The organism is Streptomyces sp. AK08-02 (assembly GCF_033795085.1).
Classification (GTDB): Bacteria; Actinomycetota; Actinomycetes; order Streptomycetales; family Streptomycetaceae; genus Streptomyces; species Streptomyces echiniscabiei.
Genome location: NZ_JARAZV010000016.1, coordinates 141,926 through 157,649, shown reverse-complemented (window position 1 = coordinate 157,649; position 15,724 = coordinate 141,926). Strand labels below are relative to the sequence as shown.

The following is a 15,724-nucleotide window of genomic DNA, read 5'->3' as shown; positions in this document are numbered from 1 at the left end:
TCGACGGATGTCGCCGGGTACGGGGCCGCAGGCCTGCGGTGTAGCGCTCAGGTCCTACCGTCGACGCTGAGCGTCAGTTCAGTCCTCATCGTCAGGTCAACGGCGCCTAACATCCCCCTTCCCACAAGCCACCCCGTCCCCGTTCGGATCCAGCCTCAGGGGATCGTCCTGGCCGTTGACCTTCAGGCGCCCGTAGTTGTTCTCCTTCAGCCACGCGCATCGTGACGTGGTCGTCTTCGTCACCTCCGCCGGGAAGTTGGTCGGCACGCACACGTTGATGGAGCCGTAGTGGCGGTCGCAGCCCGAGATGGTGGGGCTGATCTTCTGCGACGTGCGCTTCTTGCCGGGGCCCGTGACCTTGCCCGTCAGGCCGTCCGCGAAGGAGTGGACGTGGGCCGAGGGGGTCTCCCCGGAGTCTGTGGACATCGGCATGGACATGGACATGGACGTTGACGACAGTGCCGCCGGGCCCTGGAGGTGGACCCACTTCGCCACCGACGGGACTCCGTTGGCGTCGACCGCGAAGAGCATGTACCAGCCGGGCGGGGCCAGGTTGGGGTTGCTCGTCACGTTGAGGTCGATGTTGTTGCCGTCGACCGACAGGGGCAGGTCCACGAAGCGCTGGTTCGGGTCGGAGGAGTGGGTCACCGCGGCCGGGCGGATCAACTCGGCCTTGACGATGGGCCGGTCGACGGTGATGCGCTGGGTGTCGCCGTAGGTCCACTCGCCGTCGATCATCGAAGTGATCGTCGGGCGGGTGCCCTTGAGGAGGTACGGCGGGGTGTAGATCGACACGTTGTGGTTCCAGGTGCCGTTGCCCGGGTTGTCGCCGGTCGACATCACCCGGCCGTCGGGGAGCAGGAACGACGACGAGTGGTAGCCGCGGGCCTGCGGATCGGCGGACACCGGGTCGAAGGTGTTCGTCGCCGGGTCGTAGATCGACGACTCGAAGACCGGGTTGGCCCGGTTGTGCAGTGCCCCGCCCGTCTCCAGCACCTTGCCGTCCGGCAGCAGTACGGCGGAGACGTACATCTTGCCCTGGTTGCCGGTCTCGGCCACCGGACCGTTGCCGAGGTCGACCGTGCCCTGGGGCAGCGGCGGGCCGGCGACGTACGCCGGGTTCGCGGCCTTCAGGTCGATGATGTCGGTGAGGCGGTTGGCGTCGGGGTTGGACTCGATGTTGCCGCCGCCCAGGGTGAGGACCTTCTGGTTCTGGGCCGGGGGCAGCAGCACGCTCGCCGACTGGTCGCGCTGGTCCTTGTTCTGGAGCCCGGAGATCGCGGTCGTCGTGTTGGCGGCGTAGTCGTAGATCGCCGAGCCCGTGCCCGGGGTGCCGTTGCCGAAGACATGGCTGCCGGAGTAGAAGAGGCGGCCGTCCTGCATCAGGATCATCGACGGGTACAGACCCCAGTACGACCAGGTCTGGTTGACCTTCCACAGCGGCTGCCACTGCTGCTCGGCGTTCGACCAGTACTCGGCGGTCACCGAGCCGGTCGAGTCCTCGCGCAGCCCGCCGAACGAGATCACGTCACCGTTGCCGAGGGCGGTCGCCGACGGGTACCAGTGGCCGTCGTTCATGTCGTTCGTCTTGCTGTACGTCTCGGTCACCGGGTCGAAGATGTACGAGTCCTTGTAGCCCTCGTAGCCGTGCCCGCCGACGACCGGGTACGCCTTGTTGCCGCTCATCACCAGCACGCGCCCGTCCTGGAGTTGGACGTGCCCGGAGCAGAACATGTCCTTCGGCGTGGGGATGACCTTGTACGTGCCGGCGACCGGGTCGTACACCGCGCTGGTGAACGTGCCCGCGTTGAACTGTTCCTCGCTGTTACCGGAGCCCGCGATCAGCAGCACCTTGCCGTTGTTGAGGACGACGGAGTGCATGGAGCGGACCGGGTTCTGCGTGGGCAGCACCGTCCACCTGCCGTTTGCGCACTCCTCGGTGGTGCCCGTGCAGGACGCGGGCGGGACGGGATCGGTGACCTGGTCCATCGTGTAGTCGTCGGTCGTGGCGGAGCCCGTGCCGTAGACGGAGACGCCCCAGGTGATGCGGTCCGTGCCGGCCGGGACCGCCGGAGTGCGGACCGTGGCCTGGGTCCAACTCGCCTGCATGTCCAGGGTTTTGAGGTCGGTCCAGTACTGCCAGCCGAGGGTGGTGTCGTGCCGGAACAGGGTGATGGCCGCGTCCGGGGTGGTCGTCTTGTACCAGAGCCCGAGGTCGTACTGCTTGCCCGCTGTCACCACGGGCGCGCAGGTCGTGTCCTCGGTGATCAGCGCCTTGCGGTCACCGCTCACCCGGCGGGTCAGCGTCACCTTCATCGCCTTCGAGCCCGAGTGGGCGTCGGCGACCGTGGCGAAGGTGAAGTCGTTGTCGCCCCACCCCGACTTCTCCCAGCAGTACGGCATGTCGCCCGCGCCCGCCGTCTCGAAACCGGGGTTGAGGACGAGGTTGGCGGCGGAGGCGGGCTGGGGCGAGGTGAGGAGGAGACCGGCGGTCAGGGCCCCGACCCCGACAAGTGCCGTTCTCCTGCGCGAAGTTGCCCTGCCTGCTGTTGTGCCCGTTGTTCTGTCCGTTGTGCGGAATCTGCGGAACGGTCTCACGCGGCTCTCCTTGCTGTTTCGCTTCCGTGCCCGGCCCCTGAATGACCCCGGCGCGGCAGATAGACCAGCGCTTCGGTGCCGACGAAGCGCACGACGAAGGTCGTCACCAGCGCGAGCGCGGTGGCGGGCAGCGCGCCCATCCCGAAGCGGTCCACGAACAGCGCGATCAGCGGCAGCCGCAGTACGAGGTCGAGGTTGGCGAGCAGGGCGAACCGGCCGGCGCGGTCCCACCAGCGCCGGTGGCGGCGGCGGTCGCGGAACAGCAGATGCTCGATGAGCAGGAAGTTCCAGGCGACGCCCAGTTGGTTGGCGAGGATCTCGGCCGGTACGTAGTGCAGGCCGGCCGCGGTGAGCCCGTACAGGCCTATCAGGTTGGGCAGGAAGCCGGTGGCGCCGATCAGGCCGAAGCCGATCATGCGGGCGGCGGGTGAGGCGGTGCGCAGGCCGAGCAGGTGGCGCAGGAAGCGCAGGCCTTCCTGGGCCGTGGACTTGGACTCGCCGGCGTAGCGGTCCTGGAAGACGAAGGGGACCTCGGTGACCTGGCGGGGGCGGCTGCGCACGGCGAGTTCGAGGAGGATCTTGTAGCCGAGGGGCTGGAGGATTCCGGCGGTGACGGCGCTGCGGCGGATCGCGAAGAAGCCGCTCATCGGGTCGCTGATGCCGTGCAGCCTGCGCGGGAAGAGGGACTTGGTCAGCCAGGTCGCGCAACGGGACACGGCCACCCGGTAGTTGCCCGCGAGCCCGGCGCGGCTGCCGCCCTTGATGTACCGGGAGGCGACCACGAGTCCGGCGCCCGCGCGTTCGCCGGTGGCCACCAACTCGGGTACGAGGGACGGTGGGTGCTGGCAGTCGCCGTCCATGACGACGATCCAGTCGGAGGTCGCCGCCTTGATGCCCTCGACGACGGCGCCGCCGAGCCCGCCGACCGCTTCCTTCCGGTGGATGACGGTGACCGGGTACGGGCAGTTCTTCGCGGCCTCGGAGATCACCTGGGGGGTGTCGTCCGTGGAGTCGTCGACGAAGACGACCTCGCAGGGCAGCCGCGCGGGCACCGACTCGGTGATCCGGTGCAGCAACTCCCGTACGTTGGCGGACTCGTTGAAGGTCGGTACGACGATGGTGACGGCGCCCGGCTCGGGTACTTCGGCGGTGCGTACGGCCGGATCGCCGAGTTCGCCGGGGGCTGTCGACTCGAAGCTGCTCATCGGGCGCCTCCCGCGGCGTCGATCCTGCGGATCTCGATCCGGTCGTCGCCGGTGCCGAAGGTGGCCACCGGGGTCGAATGCTCCATCGCGGCCTTGACGTTGGGCAGGTCGACCGCGTCGCGCCGTACTGTCGGTGAGGCGACGACGTAGTCCAGGTCCTGCCAGCCCCTGGGCATCGTCTTCGTGACGGCCGGGTCGAGATCGGCCTTGTAGAACCAGATGACTCCGAGTCCGGGTCGGTACCCGGCGTGTACGAGGTCGAGCCAGAGTGCGTCGTCGACGAGGACGCGGGTACGTGAGGGGTCGTCGACCTCGGTGGCGAGCCAGGTGGAGGCGGCCCGGTAGGGGGCGTTGGCGGAGGCGGTGACGGCGGTGCGGTCGCCGTCGTACCAGCGCGGTACGACGTAGGCGGTCGCGGCGGATACGAGGATCGCGGCAACCACGTAGCGTGCCCAGGTGAGTTGGCGATTCTCTCCTTCTCGGCGGCGTCTGCGCAGTACCGCGTGGGCGATGCTGGCGGTGCCTCCGGCGAGGACGAGGGCGAGGAAGGGCAGGGCCTGGATGACGTACATGGCGGGCAGGTAGCCGTTGGGGCGCATGGCGACCAGGGCGAGGATGCCGATGGTGAGCGCCGGGCCGGCCAGGGCGCGGGCGGTGACCGACCAGCGCCAGGTGACGATCAGGAGCAGGGCGCCGGCGAGGCCGCCGAGCGGCAGGATCCGGTCGTAGTAGAGCCAGGACCGCAGGACGCCGTGCGAGCCGGAGCCCGGGTCGAGGATGAAGCCCGAACCGGGCCTGGTCATCTGGTATTTGAGACCGTCGATCAGCGAGACATGTCCGCCGCCGGGGAACAACTCGCCCTTGAGCAGGGCGAAGAGTGGGTACGAGAGGCCGATGAGGGCGCACGCGGTGATGGCGCCGGTGAGGGCGAACTTGCGGGTGTCGCGGTGGCCGTGGCGCCACATGGTGACCAGCAGGGCGGGGAGGATGACGAGCATCGTCTCCTTGGTGAGAACCGCCGCGGCTGCCGCGAGGCCGGCGGCGAAGTGGTGCCACAGATGGCGGCTCGGGCTGGCCGCGAGGGTGAAGGCGACCAGTACCCACATCACCGCGATGTTGTCGAGGAAGATCTCCCGTTGGAGGACGACGGACAGCGGTGAGAGCCCGAACAGGGCCATGGCGAGGCCGGCCGCCCAGCGGGGCAGTGAGAGCCGGCGGCCGAGGACGTAGACGAGGACCGCGCTGATGGCGCTGATCAGCAGCATCGCGACGCGCATGGAGCCGACGGTCATCGAATCGGGGCTGATCAGGGACGGTATCCAGGTGAGGGCGGCCAGTTGGATCCAGCCGAGGGGCGGATGGTCGTACCAGTAGGTGTAGTGGGCGAGGCCCTTGCCCTGTTGTACGGCCCAGGCCTGCGCGAGGTAGGTGCCCTCGTCGTCGCTGAGCGTCGGATAGTCGGCGATGTTCCAGCCCTGGATCACCAGGATGGCGATGAGCAGGAGGCCGCAGGTCAGAAGGTCGGGGCGGGAGGATCGGAGGCGGCTGAAGCGGCTCGGCGGCGGAGTTGTCCGAGGGGCCGAACCGGTTTCGGGCGCAGGCTGCCGCTGCGCGGGGACCTTGGTGGTGGTCGCCGCGGGAAGTGTGGAAGTCACGCAGGAACGTCCTCTCGGGACTCAACTGTTCTGCCGCCGGACGGCCGCTGACCGGCCTGGGTAAGGTGCGCGCCGACGTGACTGGTCAACTCCCAGTCGTTCTGGCCGCGTTGCTCACGCCAGACGGCGCGGACGGCGGCCCCGGCGAGGAGCACCTGGTAGAAGGGGCCGCCCACGACGAGCTTGAGATAGTGGACGAACCTGACGCGAAGCCCGTACTGCCTGCCGAAGTCGTGCAGTCCGACGAGTTCGAAGACGAAGGTGACCAGCGCGGTGACGGCCGGGAGGAAGGTGATGAAGGCGATCCCGACGGGCACGTCGAGGAAGAGCGCGACGGCCACGTTGAGCGGGATCACCACACCGGAGATCGCCTGGAGGTACGGCGTCATCAGCGTGTAGCGGGCGAGCAACCGCTGGCCGAACTGCGGGAGTTGCTTCCAGTCCTGCTTCCGGTACACCTGCAGGAAGCCCTGGTTCCACCGGGTGCGCTGTCTGAGCAGCGACATGAGTGAGCCCGGGGTCTCCTCCTTGGTCACCATGTCGGAGTCGTAGGCGACGACCACCTTCTTGCCGACGCTGGACAGCCGTACGCCCAGATCGCAGTCCTCGGCGAGGCAGTCGGGGTCCCAGCCGTCCGCCTCGCGCAGCACGTCCGTCCGTACGAAGACGGTGTTGCCGCCGAGGGGGATGAATCCTTTCTGCGCGTGCAGATGGAGCCGTGACCGGAACCAGAAGAAGTACTCCAGGCAGTTGCGCAGGCTGTACCAGCTGGAGTTGAAGTTGATGAGCTGCACCCCGCCCTGGACCACGTCCGCACCCGTCGTGCGGAACGCGTGGTCGACGTGGGAGAGCAGCTCCGGGTGGACCTGGTCCTCGGCGTCGAAGACCCCGACGACGCTGCCGCGGCAGTGCGGCAGCGCCGTGTTCATGGCCTTCGGTTTGTTCTTCCGGTCGTGGGTGTCCACGACGACCCGGACGCGTGGGTCGCTCTCGGCGGCCCGGTCGGCCACCGCCGCTGTCTCGGGGTCGTCGTGCCCGACGATGACGATGATCTCGAAGTCGGTGTGAGTGGATTCGAGCAGGCGCTGGATCGTGTGATCCAGTACTGCCTGCTCGTGGCGGGCCGGCAGCAGGAGCGAGAACGACAGCCCCTCACCGCCGTCCGGTCTGCTGAACCGGGTCGAGGCGAGCACTTCGGGTGTGCGCCACGCGTGCATCTGCCACCACAGGGTGAAGGCAGCCATCCAGAACAGGGCCAGCGAAACGGTGGCGATGAAGACAGACGTGAGCAACAGATCCCCCCAGATCCAGATACCCCCTGTCGCGACAGCGAGTTACCGCTGTCGCGTTCCGGAGGCGAGACTAGGAGGGAACTGTGAAGGGCTGGAGTTGTTCTGATAAATAGCGTGTTTCCGAACGGTTGACCGTCTAGCCGGATGTATCCGCACATGTGCGCAGATTCAGCCGAGCGAACGCGACATGGAAGGCCGCGTTCCGCCCGGTTACCGCCGGTTGGCGCCGGTCTCAGCCGCCCAGAGCGGTGCGCAGCTGCTCGGGATCCGTCGTCGGAAGGTTGCAGGTGAAATTACGGCAGACGTACGCGGTCGGTTCACCGCCGACGAGAATCCGCCCGGAGAGCAACGGCAGCTCGTCACTGTCCGCAGTCCCCACGGCCACGACGGCACCCGGAGCCGTACCCAGAAGTGCCGTACGGTGCAGGGCGGTTGTGGCGGGATCGCCGAGCGACGGCCCGACGACGGCAACCTCCCGGGGCCCGTCGAGCAGCGCCTCCGCGACAGCGAGCCCCCACCCGATGAACCGGGGCACACGCGGCCCGAGCGCCTTCACGACCCCCAACGCCCGCTCGGCGGCGGCCCGATGGGGCTCGGCCCCGGTCTGGGCGGCGTAGCCGAGCAGCGCCCCGGCAGCCGCGGTCCACCCGGAGGGCACCGCGTTGTCGGTCGGGTCCTGGGGCCGCCGGATGAGCTGCTCGGCGTCGCTCGCGGTGTCGTACAGGGAGCCCGATTCCGGGTCGACGAACCGGAGGAGCACATGGTCGAGCAGGAACCCGGCGAACTCCAGCCAGACCCCCTCCCCCGTCACGGAGGTGAGGGCGAGGAACCCCTCGGCGACATCGGCGTAGTCCTCCAACACCCCGGCGTTCGCCCCGACTTGGCCGTCCTTGCTGGTACGGGCGAGCTGGGCCCGGTCGTCCAGGTGGACCCGTACGAGAAGGTCGGCGGCGGCCAGCGCAGCGTCGACGAGGTCGGGCCGCTCGAAGTAGGCGCCGGTCTCGGCGAGCGCGGCGATCGCGAGGCCGTTCCAGGCGGCGACCACCTTGTCGTCGCGCCCGGGTTCGGGCCGCCCGCGACGGGCGTCGAGCAACCGCGCCTTGATGGAGTCGACCTTGTCGGCGTCGAACACGCCCTCGTGTTGCGGGAGTTGGAGAACGGAGGCGCCTTCCTCGAAGGTGCCCTCGGCCGTCACCCCGAAGTAGTGCGCGGCGAGTTCCGCGTCCTTCTCGCCGAGCACCTCGGTGAGCTGGGCCGGCGTCCAGACGTAGTAGGCGCCCTCGACGTGCTTGCCGGTGCCGTCGTCGCTGTCGGCGTCGAGCGCGGAGGCGAACCCCCCTTCGGCGGTGCGGAGTTCGCGCACCATGAAGTCGGCGGTCTCCAGAGCGACGCGCCGGGCGAGTTCGGAGCCGGTGGCGCGCCAGAGGTGGGCGTACACGCGGCACAGCAGCGCGTTGTCGTACAGCATCTTCTCGAAGTGGGGCACGACCCACTCCCGGTCGACGGAGTACCGGGCGAAGCCGCCGCCGAGCTGGTCGTAGATCCCGCCCCTGGCCATACGCTCACAGGTGTCCTGGGCCATCTGCAGCGCCCCCTCGGCGCCGGTACGGGCGCCGTGCCGCAGCAGGAACTCCAGGACCATGGACGGCGGGAACTTGGGGGCGCCGCCGAATCCGCCGCGCTGGGCGTCGTACTCCCGGGTCAGTCCGAGCAGTGCCCGCGCCTGCTCCTCCTCGCCGGGGGTCTCGCCGGTGCCGTATCCGATCTCCCGTCCGGCCAGATCCCGCACGATCTTCTGCGCGACCTCGGCGACCTCGTCGCGCCGGTCGGTCCAGGCGGACCGGACCCCTTCCAGCACCTCCTGGAAGGAGGGCATTCCGCTGCGCGGCTCGGGCGGGAAGTAGGTGCCGAAGTAGAAGGGTTCGGCGTCGGGCGTGAGGAACACCGTCATGGGCCAGCCGCCCTGGCCGGTGGCCGCCTGGACGGCCTCCATGTAGACGGCGTCGACGTCGGGGCGCTCCTCGCGGTCGACCTTGACGCTGACGAAGTGCTCGTTGAGGTAGTCGGCGGTGGCCTGGTCCTCGAAGGACTCGTGCGCCATGACGTGGCACCAGTGGCAGCTGCTGTAGCCGACGCTCAACAGGACCGGTTTGCCGCTGCGCCGCGCCTCCTCGAACGCCTCGGCCGACCAGGGCCACCAGTCGACCGGGTTGTCGGCGTGCTGGAGGAGATAGGGGGACGTCTCATGGGCCAGTCGGTTCGGCATGGGGACCATCCTGCCGCAGGACCCGACACGTCAGGCGCCAGGTGTGTCCCAGACGGTGACGTTCAGTTTTCCGGTGCCCCTGCTCGGCGCCGTGACGACCTTCAGGTAGGCGACGCGGCCCTGGTCGGTCATCAGGCAGAAGCGGCCGCCCGGCTTCACGTCGGACGTGTAGGTGCCGTTGGTGTCCACGGCGTCCGCGCACTCCTGGGCCGTGGGAGCGGCGCCGGATCCGGGCAGGGGAGCCAGCATGGATCCCGAGCCGGGCACGAACAGGTTCGGGTCGCCGAGGGACGCCCCGAAGATGATGTCCGCGCCTTTGAGGGAGCTGTCCGAGACGATCGGTTCGGAGGTGTCCAGCTCGATGTACGAGCCGCTGTCGGTCGTGTCGGCGTCGACGACCTTCGGTCCGAACCGGGCTCGCACGGCGTCGGCGGTGTTGTCGGCGCTCTTGGGGGGCGTCGCGGGCGACTGCTCCTGGCCGGTGTTGTCCGCGGGCGCGGACGACCGGGTCGGCGCCGACTCCACGTTCTTGTCTTCCGAGGAGCCCGGCCTGCTCACCAGCACCGTGACCAGGAGTCCCACGACGGGGATGACGATGCCGACGACCCACCAGGCCCAGCGCGGCGGCTGCGGTGCCTGGGGTGGCGTGGGCGGCGCCGGGTGCCACTGCGCGTGCGGCGGAGCGCCCGGTGGCGGGTTCACGCTGCTCATGTCCTGTTCTCCCCGTTCGATGTCTGTGATCACGATAGCCGTGCGGCGTTTCTCCCGCATCAACCGCATCCACCGCTTCTGCCGCATCTGCCGCATCTGCCGCGTCAACCGGCCTGACCGGCACGGTGATCAGGACCCGACGCCCCCTCGCCCCGATGCGCCGTCCGCAGGACACTTGACCAAGGAACCAGCAAGGAACCACCGGGGAAATGCCGTTGCTGCCGAATTGCCGTCAGATTTGCTGCCAGAGGGGGACACACCATGCGGGACAGCCACCGGGCGGAAGCCGAGCGGCTGTTGGGCCGGGCCGTGGAGGAAGAGGTACGGCGGTCCGGGGGGCGTACCGACGGAAGTGCGCTGCTCACGCGGGCGCGCGGGGCGCTGGACGCCATGGCGCAGTCGTCCGCGCAGGAGTACGAGGCGTACACGCGGGCGCTCGACGAGGCGCAGGCCGGGCAGCTCACCTTCGGGCAGCGCTACGCCCGGGAGGGCGCCGGAACTCCCCTGCTGGTGGCGGCTGTCGCCGCGCTCGCGGCGGGCGTCGCCGATCTGGCGCTCGGCACCGGGGCGGGCACCGCCGTGGGCGCCGCGCTGACCGTGGGCGTGGTGGGCGCCGTCGCGACCGTCCTGAAGGTGACGGCCTCCCATGTGCCGGCCGCTCACCATCGCGCCGGTGCCGTGGGTCAGCCCGGCGGTCCCGAGCAGCTGCGGCTGAGCTGGCTGACGGCGCTGGAGGTACGGGGTATCCGCCCGTTCCTCGACCAGCAGCGGGTGCTCAGCGCGTCCACCGGGCCGAAGAAGGCGGGGCCGAAGCTGCGCGGCAGCGACAAGAGCGCGGCGGCCCGCAGGCGCAGTGTCCTGGAGCAGTCGTTCGCCCAACTCCCTGATCCAGACGAGCCGTTCGCGGGTCGGCGGCAGGAACTGGCCCGTATCCGGCAGTGGGTGCACGCGGCCCGCGCGAGTACGGAGACCCGGCCTACCCTGGTCGTCCTGCACGGCGCGTCCGGCAGTGGCCGCAGCGCGCTCGCGATCCACGCGGCGCACGATCTGCGGGACCAGTTCCGGGGCGCGTGTGTGGTGGATCTGCGCGGCGACAGCCCGGAGGAGGCGCCGCTGCCCACCCGGGACGCCCTGCTGCATCTGCTGAACCGGCTCGGCGCGTCCCGCGAGCAGTTGCTGTTCCGTGAGCGTTCGTCGCCGGAGCAGCAGGTCAGAAGGCTGAGCGAGCTGTACAACCAGCATCTCACCAGTGTCCCGGTGACGATCGTGCTGGACGACGCCCAGGACCCCGAGCAGGTCCGCACCCTCGTCCCGGAGCGCTCCGACAGCCTCGTCATCGTCACCGCCCGCGAGCCCCTCGCCCTCCCGGACGACCTGCCGTTCTGGGTGCATCAGCTGCCCGTCGAGGCCCTGGACGCGGCGGGCGCGGAGGAACTGCTGAGCGCGTCCGCGCAGCCGGAACCAGGGTCGGGGCCGGCATCCGGGTCAGCGGCAGCGGCCGGGGCGGGACCGGATCCGTACGACGCCGAATCCGAGGACCGGATACGGGAGTTGTGCGGCGGGCTGCCTCTCGCCCTGCGTATCGCGGGCTCCTCGCTCGCGTCGCGCAGCCGGCGTCAACTGGCCACGGACCTGGGCGCGTACGGGCCGGTGGAGCCGGTCGAGCGGGTGCTGTGGCTGCGATACACCGACCAGTCGGAACAGGGCCGGCGGCTGCTGCGCAGGCTGGCGCTGGCCGGGCGGGCCTCCCTCGGCGCCGCAGCGGCGGCGTCCCTGCTGGCCACGGACCGGACGGAGGCGACCCGTCAGCTGGACGCGCTCGCCCGCGCGGGCCTGATCGACCATGTCCGGGGCAGCCGTTACCGTCTGCACGACCTGGTCCGGGCCTTCGCCCAGGCCCGTCTCCTGGACGAGGAGGAGCCGGCGGAGCGCTCGGCCGCGCAGGAACGCCTGATCGTCAGCTACGGCGAGCTGGCCGACTCGGTGCTGCGCCTGGTCGACGGCAACATGTCGACCCGCTCGGACCGCTTCAGCCCGCACGGCTTCACCTCCCTCGACGAGGCGCTGCGCTGGCTGGACGACGAGTCGAGCTTCATCACGGCGACGCTGCGCCACGCGGAGGGCGTCAACCAGGCGGCCGTACTCAACCTGCTGGGCGCGCTGTGCGACTACTGCCTGCTGCGCGGCGACCTCTACCGGCTCGGCGAGATCAGTGAGCTCGCGGAGTCGGTCGACCAGGGGCTGCTGGTGCGTTCCGTGCAGTGGCGTACGGGTATCGCGGCCCGCCAGCTGGGCGAGCTGGACAAGGCGCGTACGACGCTCACCTCGGTCGTCGAGCTGTACATGGAGGCCCATCACGACGCGGGCGCCGCCCGGGCACTGTGCTCGCTCGGGATCACGCTGCACCACCAGGGCAACCTGGTCGAGGCGGCGGCGAAGCTCCAGGAGGCCCTGGATCTCCAGCAGGCTCCCGAACTGGCGACCGACCGCGCCTGGACGATGCACGCCCTCGCCGCCGTCGAACGCGACCGCTCCCGCCTCGCCGAGGCCTGGGACCTGCTGACCCGATCCCTGGTCCTGCACCGCGAGGGCGAGTCGATCCACGGCGAGGCGTGGGCCCACTTCCAGCTCGGCCAGCTGGGCCTGCGGATGGGCGACGTACCGCGCGCCGAGTCCGAACTGCGTACGGCACTCGATCTGTACGGCCGTACCCGCGACGCCCGTGGGGAGGCCTGGGCGCTGACCCAGCTGGCCCGGGCCCGGCTGGTCGCCGGGGACGCGTCGGCGGCGGTGGACGGGCTGCGGCGGGCGGCGGCGGTGCACCGGGACAACGAGGACGCGCGCGGCGAGGCGTGGTCGGTGTACTACCTGGGCCAGTCCCTGGAGGAGACGGGCAACCTGGATCTGGCCGTCCGCGAGCTGGAACGTTCCCGCACGATGTTCTCCCGTATCCGGGACGTCTACGGTCTGGCCTGCGCCCGCCATCACTCGGCCCGTGTCACCCGTGACCAGCGGGCGGTCCAGACGGGCTCGCTGCGCAACTCGGGGTTCGCCCGCCAGCTCCTGGTGGACGCCCGCGCCGACTTCCAGCGCATCGGGGTCGCCCACGGCGAGGCCTGGACCTGTCTGGAGCTGGCGGTGGTCGACGCCGGCAACACCCGGACCCAGCAGGCGCTGGCCCTGTGCGACGAGGCGATCGCGCTGTTCACCTCGTACGGCGACCGGCGCGGCGAGGACTGGGCGCGCTTCCTGCGCTGCACGCTCCTGCCGTACGCGGCCCCCGGCGGCGTCGATATCGGCACGGCGGTGGCCCAGGAGGAGCTGAACCAGCTCTCGCGTGGCCGCCATCCGTCCCGCGACGAGAAACTCGACGACTACGTCGACGCCTACCAGCTTCTCCTGGAGCGCGGCGTGGCCCTGGAGTCGGGCTGGCAGGCGTGGCGGCTGGGCATGATCCCGAACCGGCACGCCCGGGAGGTCATGGGAGTGCCGGTGGCGGCGGCCGGTCGGCGGTAGGAGGGCGGCCGTCGGAAGGAGGGCCCGTCGGCGGGGAGGGCGGGAGGCGCGGTCACCGGGTGCCGGGCACCCGGTGCGGCCTCACTCCCGCGCGGATCCTTTGGCGGAGCCCTTGGCGGCTGGGTCGGCCGGCTCCTTGGCCGTTGCCCCGGCCGTCGCCTTGGCCGCTTCGTCGGCGGCGCCGGGGGTCCTCGCGGGGTCCGGCGCCTCCTTGAACTCGATCCTGCCCATCTGCTTGTTCATGGACTTCATCAGGGCCCACACGGCGAGGGCCATCACGGCGAACACGATGAAGCCGAGGACACCAGGGGTCACCTTGTCCTCGTCGACCTCCGCCGCGAAGGGGACGAGGTGCGTCATTGCCAGGCTTGCGCTTGCACTCATGTCAGGCATTGTCGCGGATGCCCGCAAAGAGGTCGTCCTCGGGGAGGGAAGTGTCCACGAGCGACTTCGCCAGCTCGTACTCCTCCGTCGGCCAGACCTCGCGCTGAAGGTCCAGCGGCACCCGGAACCAGCCCCCGTCGGGGTCGATCTGCGTGGCGTGCGCGAGCAGCGCCTTGTCCCGGATCTCGAAGAACTCCGCGCACGGGACATGCGTGGTCAGCGTGCGCTCGGTGCGCTCGAACTCCGACCAGCGCTTCAGCCAGTCCCCGTACGGCGACTCCATGCCACGCTCGAGCAGCGCGTTGTGCAGCGCCTCGGTGCGCGGCCGGTTGAAGCCCTGGTTGTAGTACAGCTTCTGCGGCTGGTACGCCGGGCCGAACTCCGACTCCGGGTATGCCTCGGTGTCCGCCGCGCCCTCGAAGGCCACCATCGAGATCTTGTGGGTCATGATGTGGTCGGGGTGCGGGTACCCGCCGTTCTCGTCGTAGGTGGTGATCACCTGCGGACGGAACGCGCGGATCTGCTTCACCAGCTCTCCGGCCGCCTTGTCCACGTCCTCCAGGGCGAAGCAGCCCTCGGGGAGCGGAGGCAGCGGGTCGCCCTCGGGGAGGCCGGAGTCGACGAAACCGAGCCACTCCTGCTTGATGCCGAGGATCTCGCGGGCCTCGTCCATCTCCTTCTTGCGTACCTCGTGAATGTGCTCCTCGATGTACTTGTCGCCCTGCAGCTTCGGGTTGAGGATGGACCCGCGCTCCCCGCCCGTGCAGGTCACGACGTGCACGTCCACCCCCTCGGACACGTACTTCGCCATGGTGGCCGCACCCTTGCTCGACTCGTCGTCGGGATGCGCGTGCACGGCCATCAGTCGCAGCTGATCAGTCAAGACTCAATCCTCGTAAGTCGGCATCCGGTGTGAGCGGGTGCGATGAGCGGCTTCTATAGTGACCGAACCGAGCGGCCAATAATTCCGGGGCCCGGCTTTCCAGGGCCTCGCGGAGAGGACGATCATGAGTACGGCGACCACGCGACTGCCCGAGGGACGGTACGGCCGCTCCACGGACGAGCGCGCCGACCGCAAGCTCAGGGTCGCCGCCGCCGTCCTCGGGACCGTGCTGCTGGTCGTGGTCGGCTGGTTCGGCTACCACTACGTCGTCGGCAACAAGATCAGCGCCGAGATCATCACCTTCAAGACGTACGAGGACTCGGTCAGGGTTCATCTGGAGGTCCGCAAGGACTCCGGTACGAACGGCTACTGCACGGTCCGCTCCCAGGCCGAGAACGGCGCCGAGGTCGGCCGGGCCGACTTCCGCTTCGACGGCGCCGCCACCCGCATCGACCGGGCCGTCACGCTCCGTACGACGTCCCAGGGGACCACCGCCGAACTGCTCGGCTGTCACGCCGACTGAGGCCCGCCGCCGGGGAAATCCACGGGGTCACTCTCATCACACAACCACTGACCTGCGTCGACATACTTCTGACGGCTTATGTCCTCCCCCTCCCGCCGCTGAATTGTTAGGCTCGTGGTTTCGCCCATCCGTGAAGGAACATTCTTCAGGGTAGGGCGATGCTTTGTATTCCCAGTACCTACGAGGAGCACCTGTGACCCAGACCAGCGAGAACGTCACCTGGCTGACCCAGGAGGCGTACAACAAGCTCAGGGACGAGCTTGAGCACCTTACTGGTCCTGCGCGCACGGAGATCTCCGCCAAGATCGCCGCCGCGCGTGAGGAGGGCGACCTGCGCGAGAACGGCGGGTACCACGCGGCCAAGGAGGAGCAGGGCAAGCAGGAGCTCCGTGTGCGCCAGCTGACCCAGCTCCTGGAGAACGCGAAGGTCGGCGAGGCTCCGGCGGCGAACGGCACGGTCGCGCCCGGCATGGTCGTGACCATCGCCTTCGACGGCGACGAGGACGACACGCTGACCTTCCTGCTCGCCTCCCGCGAGTACGCCAGCTCGGACATCGAGACGTACTCGCCGCAGTCCCCGCTGGGCCGGGGAGTGAGCGACAAGAAGGTCGGCGCGGACGCCCAGTACGAGCTGCCCAACGGCAAGCTCGCCACCGTGAAGATCCTCAAGGCCGTGCCTTACCAGGCCTGA

11 protein-coding genes are annotated in these 15,724 nt (G+C 69.7%); 3 read left to right on the top strand and 8 right to left on the bottom strand.

Translation table 11 applies throughout. The features are described from left to right. Positions 1-96 precede the first annotated feature (96 nt). The 6 genes from PV734_RS31695 to PV734_RS31670 form a co-directional block, all read right to left on the bottom strand. Positions 97-2,403, bottom strand: a complete 2,307-nt coding sequence (locus PV734_RS31695; protein ID WP_319293225.1) for a galactose oxidase early set domain-containing protein — start codon at positions 2,401-2,403, stop codon at positions 97-99. A 191-nt stretch (positions 2,404-2,594) separates the two neighbouring features. Next, a complete protein-coding gene (locus PV734_RS31690; protein ID WP_319293081.1) occupies positions 2,595-3,803 on the bottom strand; it encodes a glycosyltransferase family 2 protein in 1,209 nt (402 codons plus the stop codon). Further along, a complete protein-coding gene (locus PV734_RS31685; protein WP_319293079.1) occupies positions 3,800-5,458 on the bottom strand; it encodes an ArnT family glycosyltransferase in 1,659 nt (552 codons plus the stop codon). The genes PV734_RS31690 and PV734_RS31685 overlap by 4 nt, the downstream gene beginning before the upstream one ends. Then, the gene (locus tag PV734_RS31680) at positions 5,455-6,750 is read right to left on the bottom strand and encodes a glycosyltransferase (RefSeq protein WP_319092301.1); all 1,296 of its coding nucleotides are present in this window, start codon (positions 6,748-6,750) and stop codon (positions 5,455-5,457) included. Before PV734_RS31680 ends, PV734_RS31685 begins: the two co-directional genes overlap by 4 nt. A gap of 232 nt (positions 6,751-6,982) precedes the next feature. Then, on the bottom strand, positions 6,983-9,016 hold the full coding sequence (locus PV734_RS31675; protein WP_319293077.1) for a thioredoxin domain-containing protein: 2,034 nt from the start codon (positions 9,014-9,016) through the stop codon (positions 6,983-6,985). A gap of 30 nt (positions 9,017-9,046) precedes the next feature. Then, on the bottom strand, positions 9,047-9,727 hold the full coding sequence (locus PV734_RS31670) for a hypothetical protein (RefSeq protein WP_319092303.1): 681 nt from the start codon (positions 9,725-9,727) through the stop codon (positions 9,047-9,049). 261 nt (positions 9,728-9,988) lie between these two features. Between PV734_RS31670 and PV734_RS31665 the strand changes: the two genes are divergently transcribed. Continuing rightward, entirely contained in the window at positions 9,989-13,243 is a 3,255-nt protein-coding gene (locus PV734_RS31665) for a tetratricopeptide repeat protein (RefSeq protein WP_319092304.1), read from the top strand. Between the two features lie 81 nt (positions 13,244-13,324). On the opposite strand, the gene PV734_RS31660 is transcribed toward PV734_RS31665, so the two are convergent. Together PV734_RS31660 and mca are read right to left on the bottom strand one after the other, a co-directional pair. Further along, positions 13,325-13,636, bottom strand: a complete 312-nt coding sequence (locus PV734_RS31660; protein ID WP_319092305.1) for a hypothetical protein — start codon at positions 13,634-13,636, stop codon at positions 13,325-13,327. Further along, positions 13,629-14,489, bottom strand: a complete 861-nt coding sequence (gene mca, locus PV734_RS31655; protein ID WP_319092600.1) for a mycothiol conjugate amidase Mca — start codon at positions 14,487-14,489, stop codon at positions 13,629-13,631. The genes PV734_RS31660 and mca overlap by 8 nt, the downstream gene beginning before the upstream one ends. 145 nt (positions 14,490-14,634) lie before the next feature. Here mca and PV734_RS31650 point away from each other — a divergent pair, with 145 nt between their 5' ends. Beyond that, positions 14,635-15,033 (top strand): DUF4307 domain-containing protein, encoded by a 399-nt coding sequence (locus PV734_RS31650; protein WP_319092306.1) that lies wholly within the window; start codon positions 14,635-14,637, stop codon positions 15,031-15,033. 193 nt (positions 15,034-15,226) lie between these two features. Next, the gene (gene greA / locus PV734_RS31645; protein ID WP_319092307.1) at positions 15,227-15,724 is read left to right on the top strand and encodes a transcription elongation factor GreA; all 498 of its coding nucleotides are present in this window, start codon (positions 15,227-15,229) and stop codon (positions 15,722-15,724) included.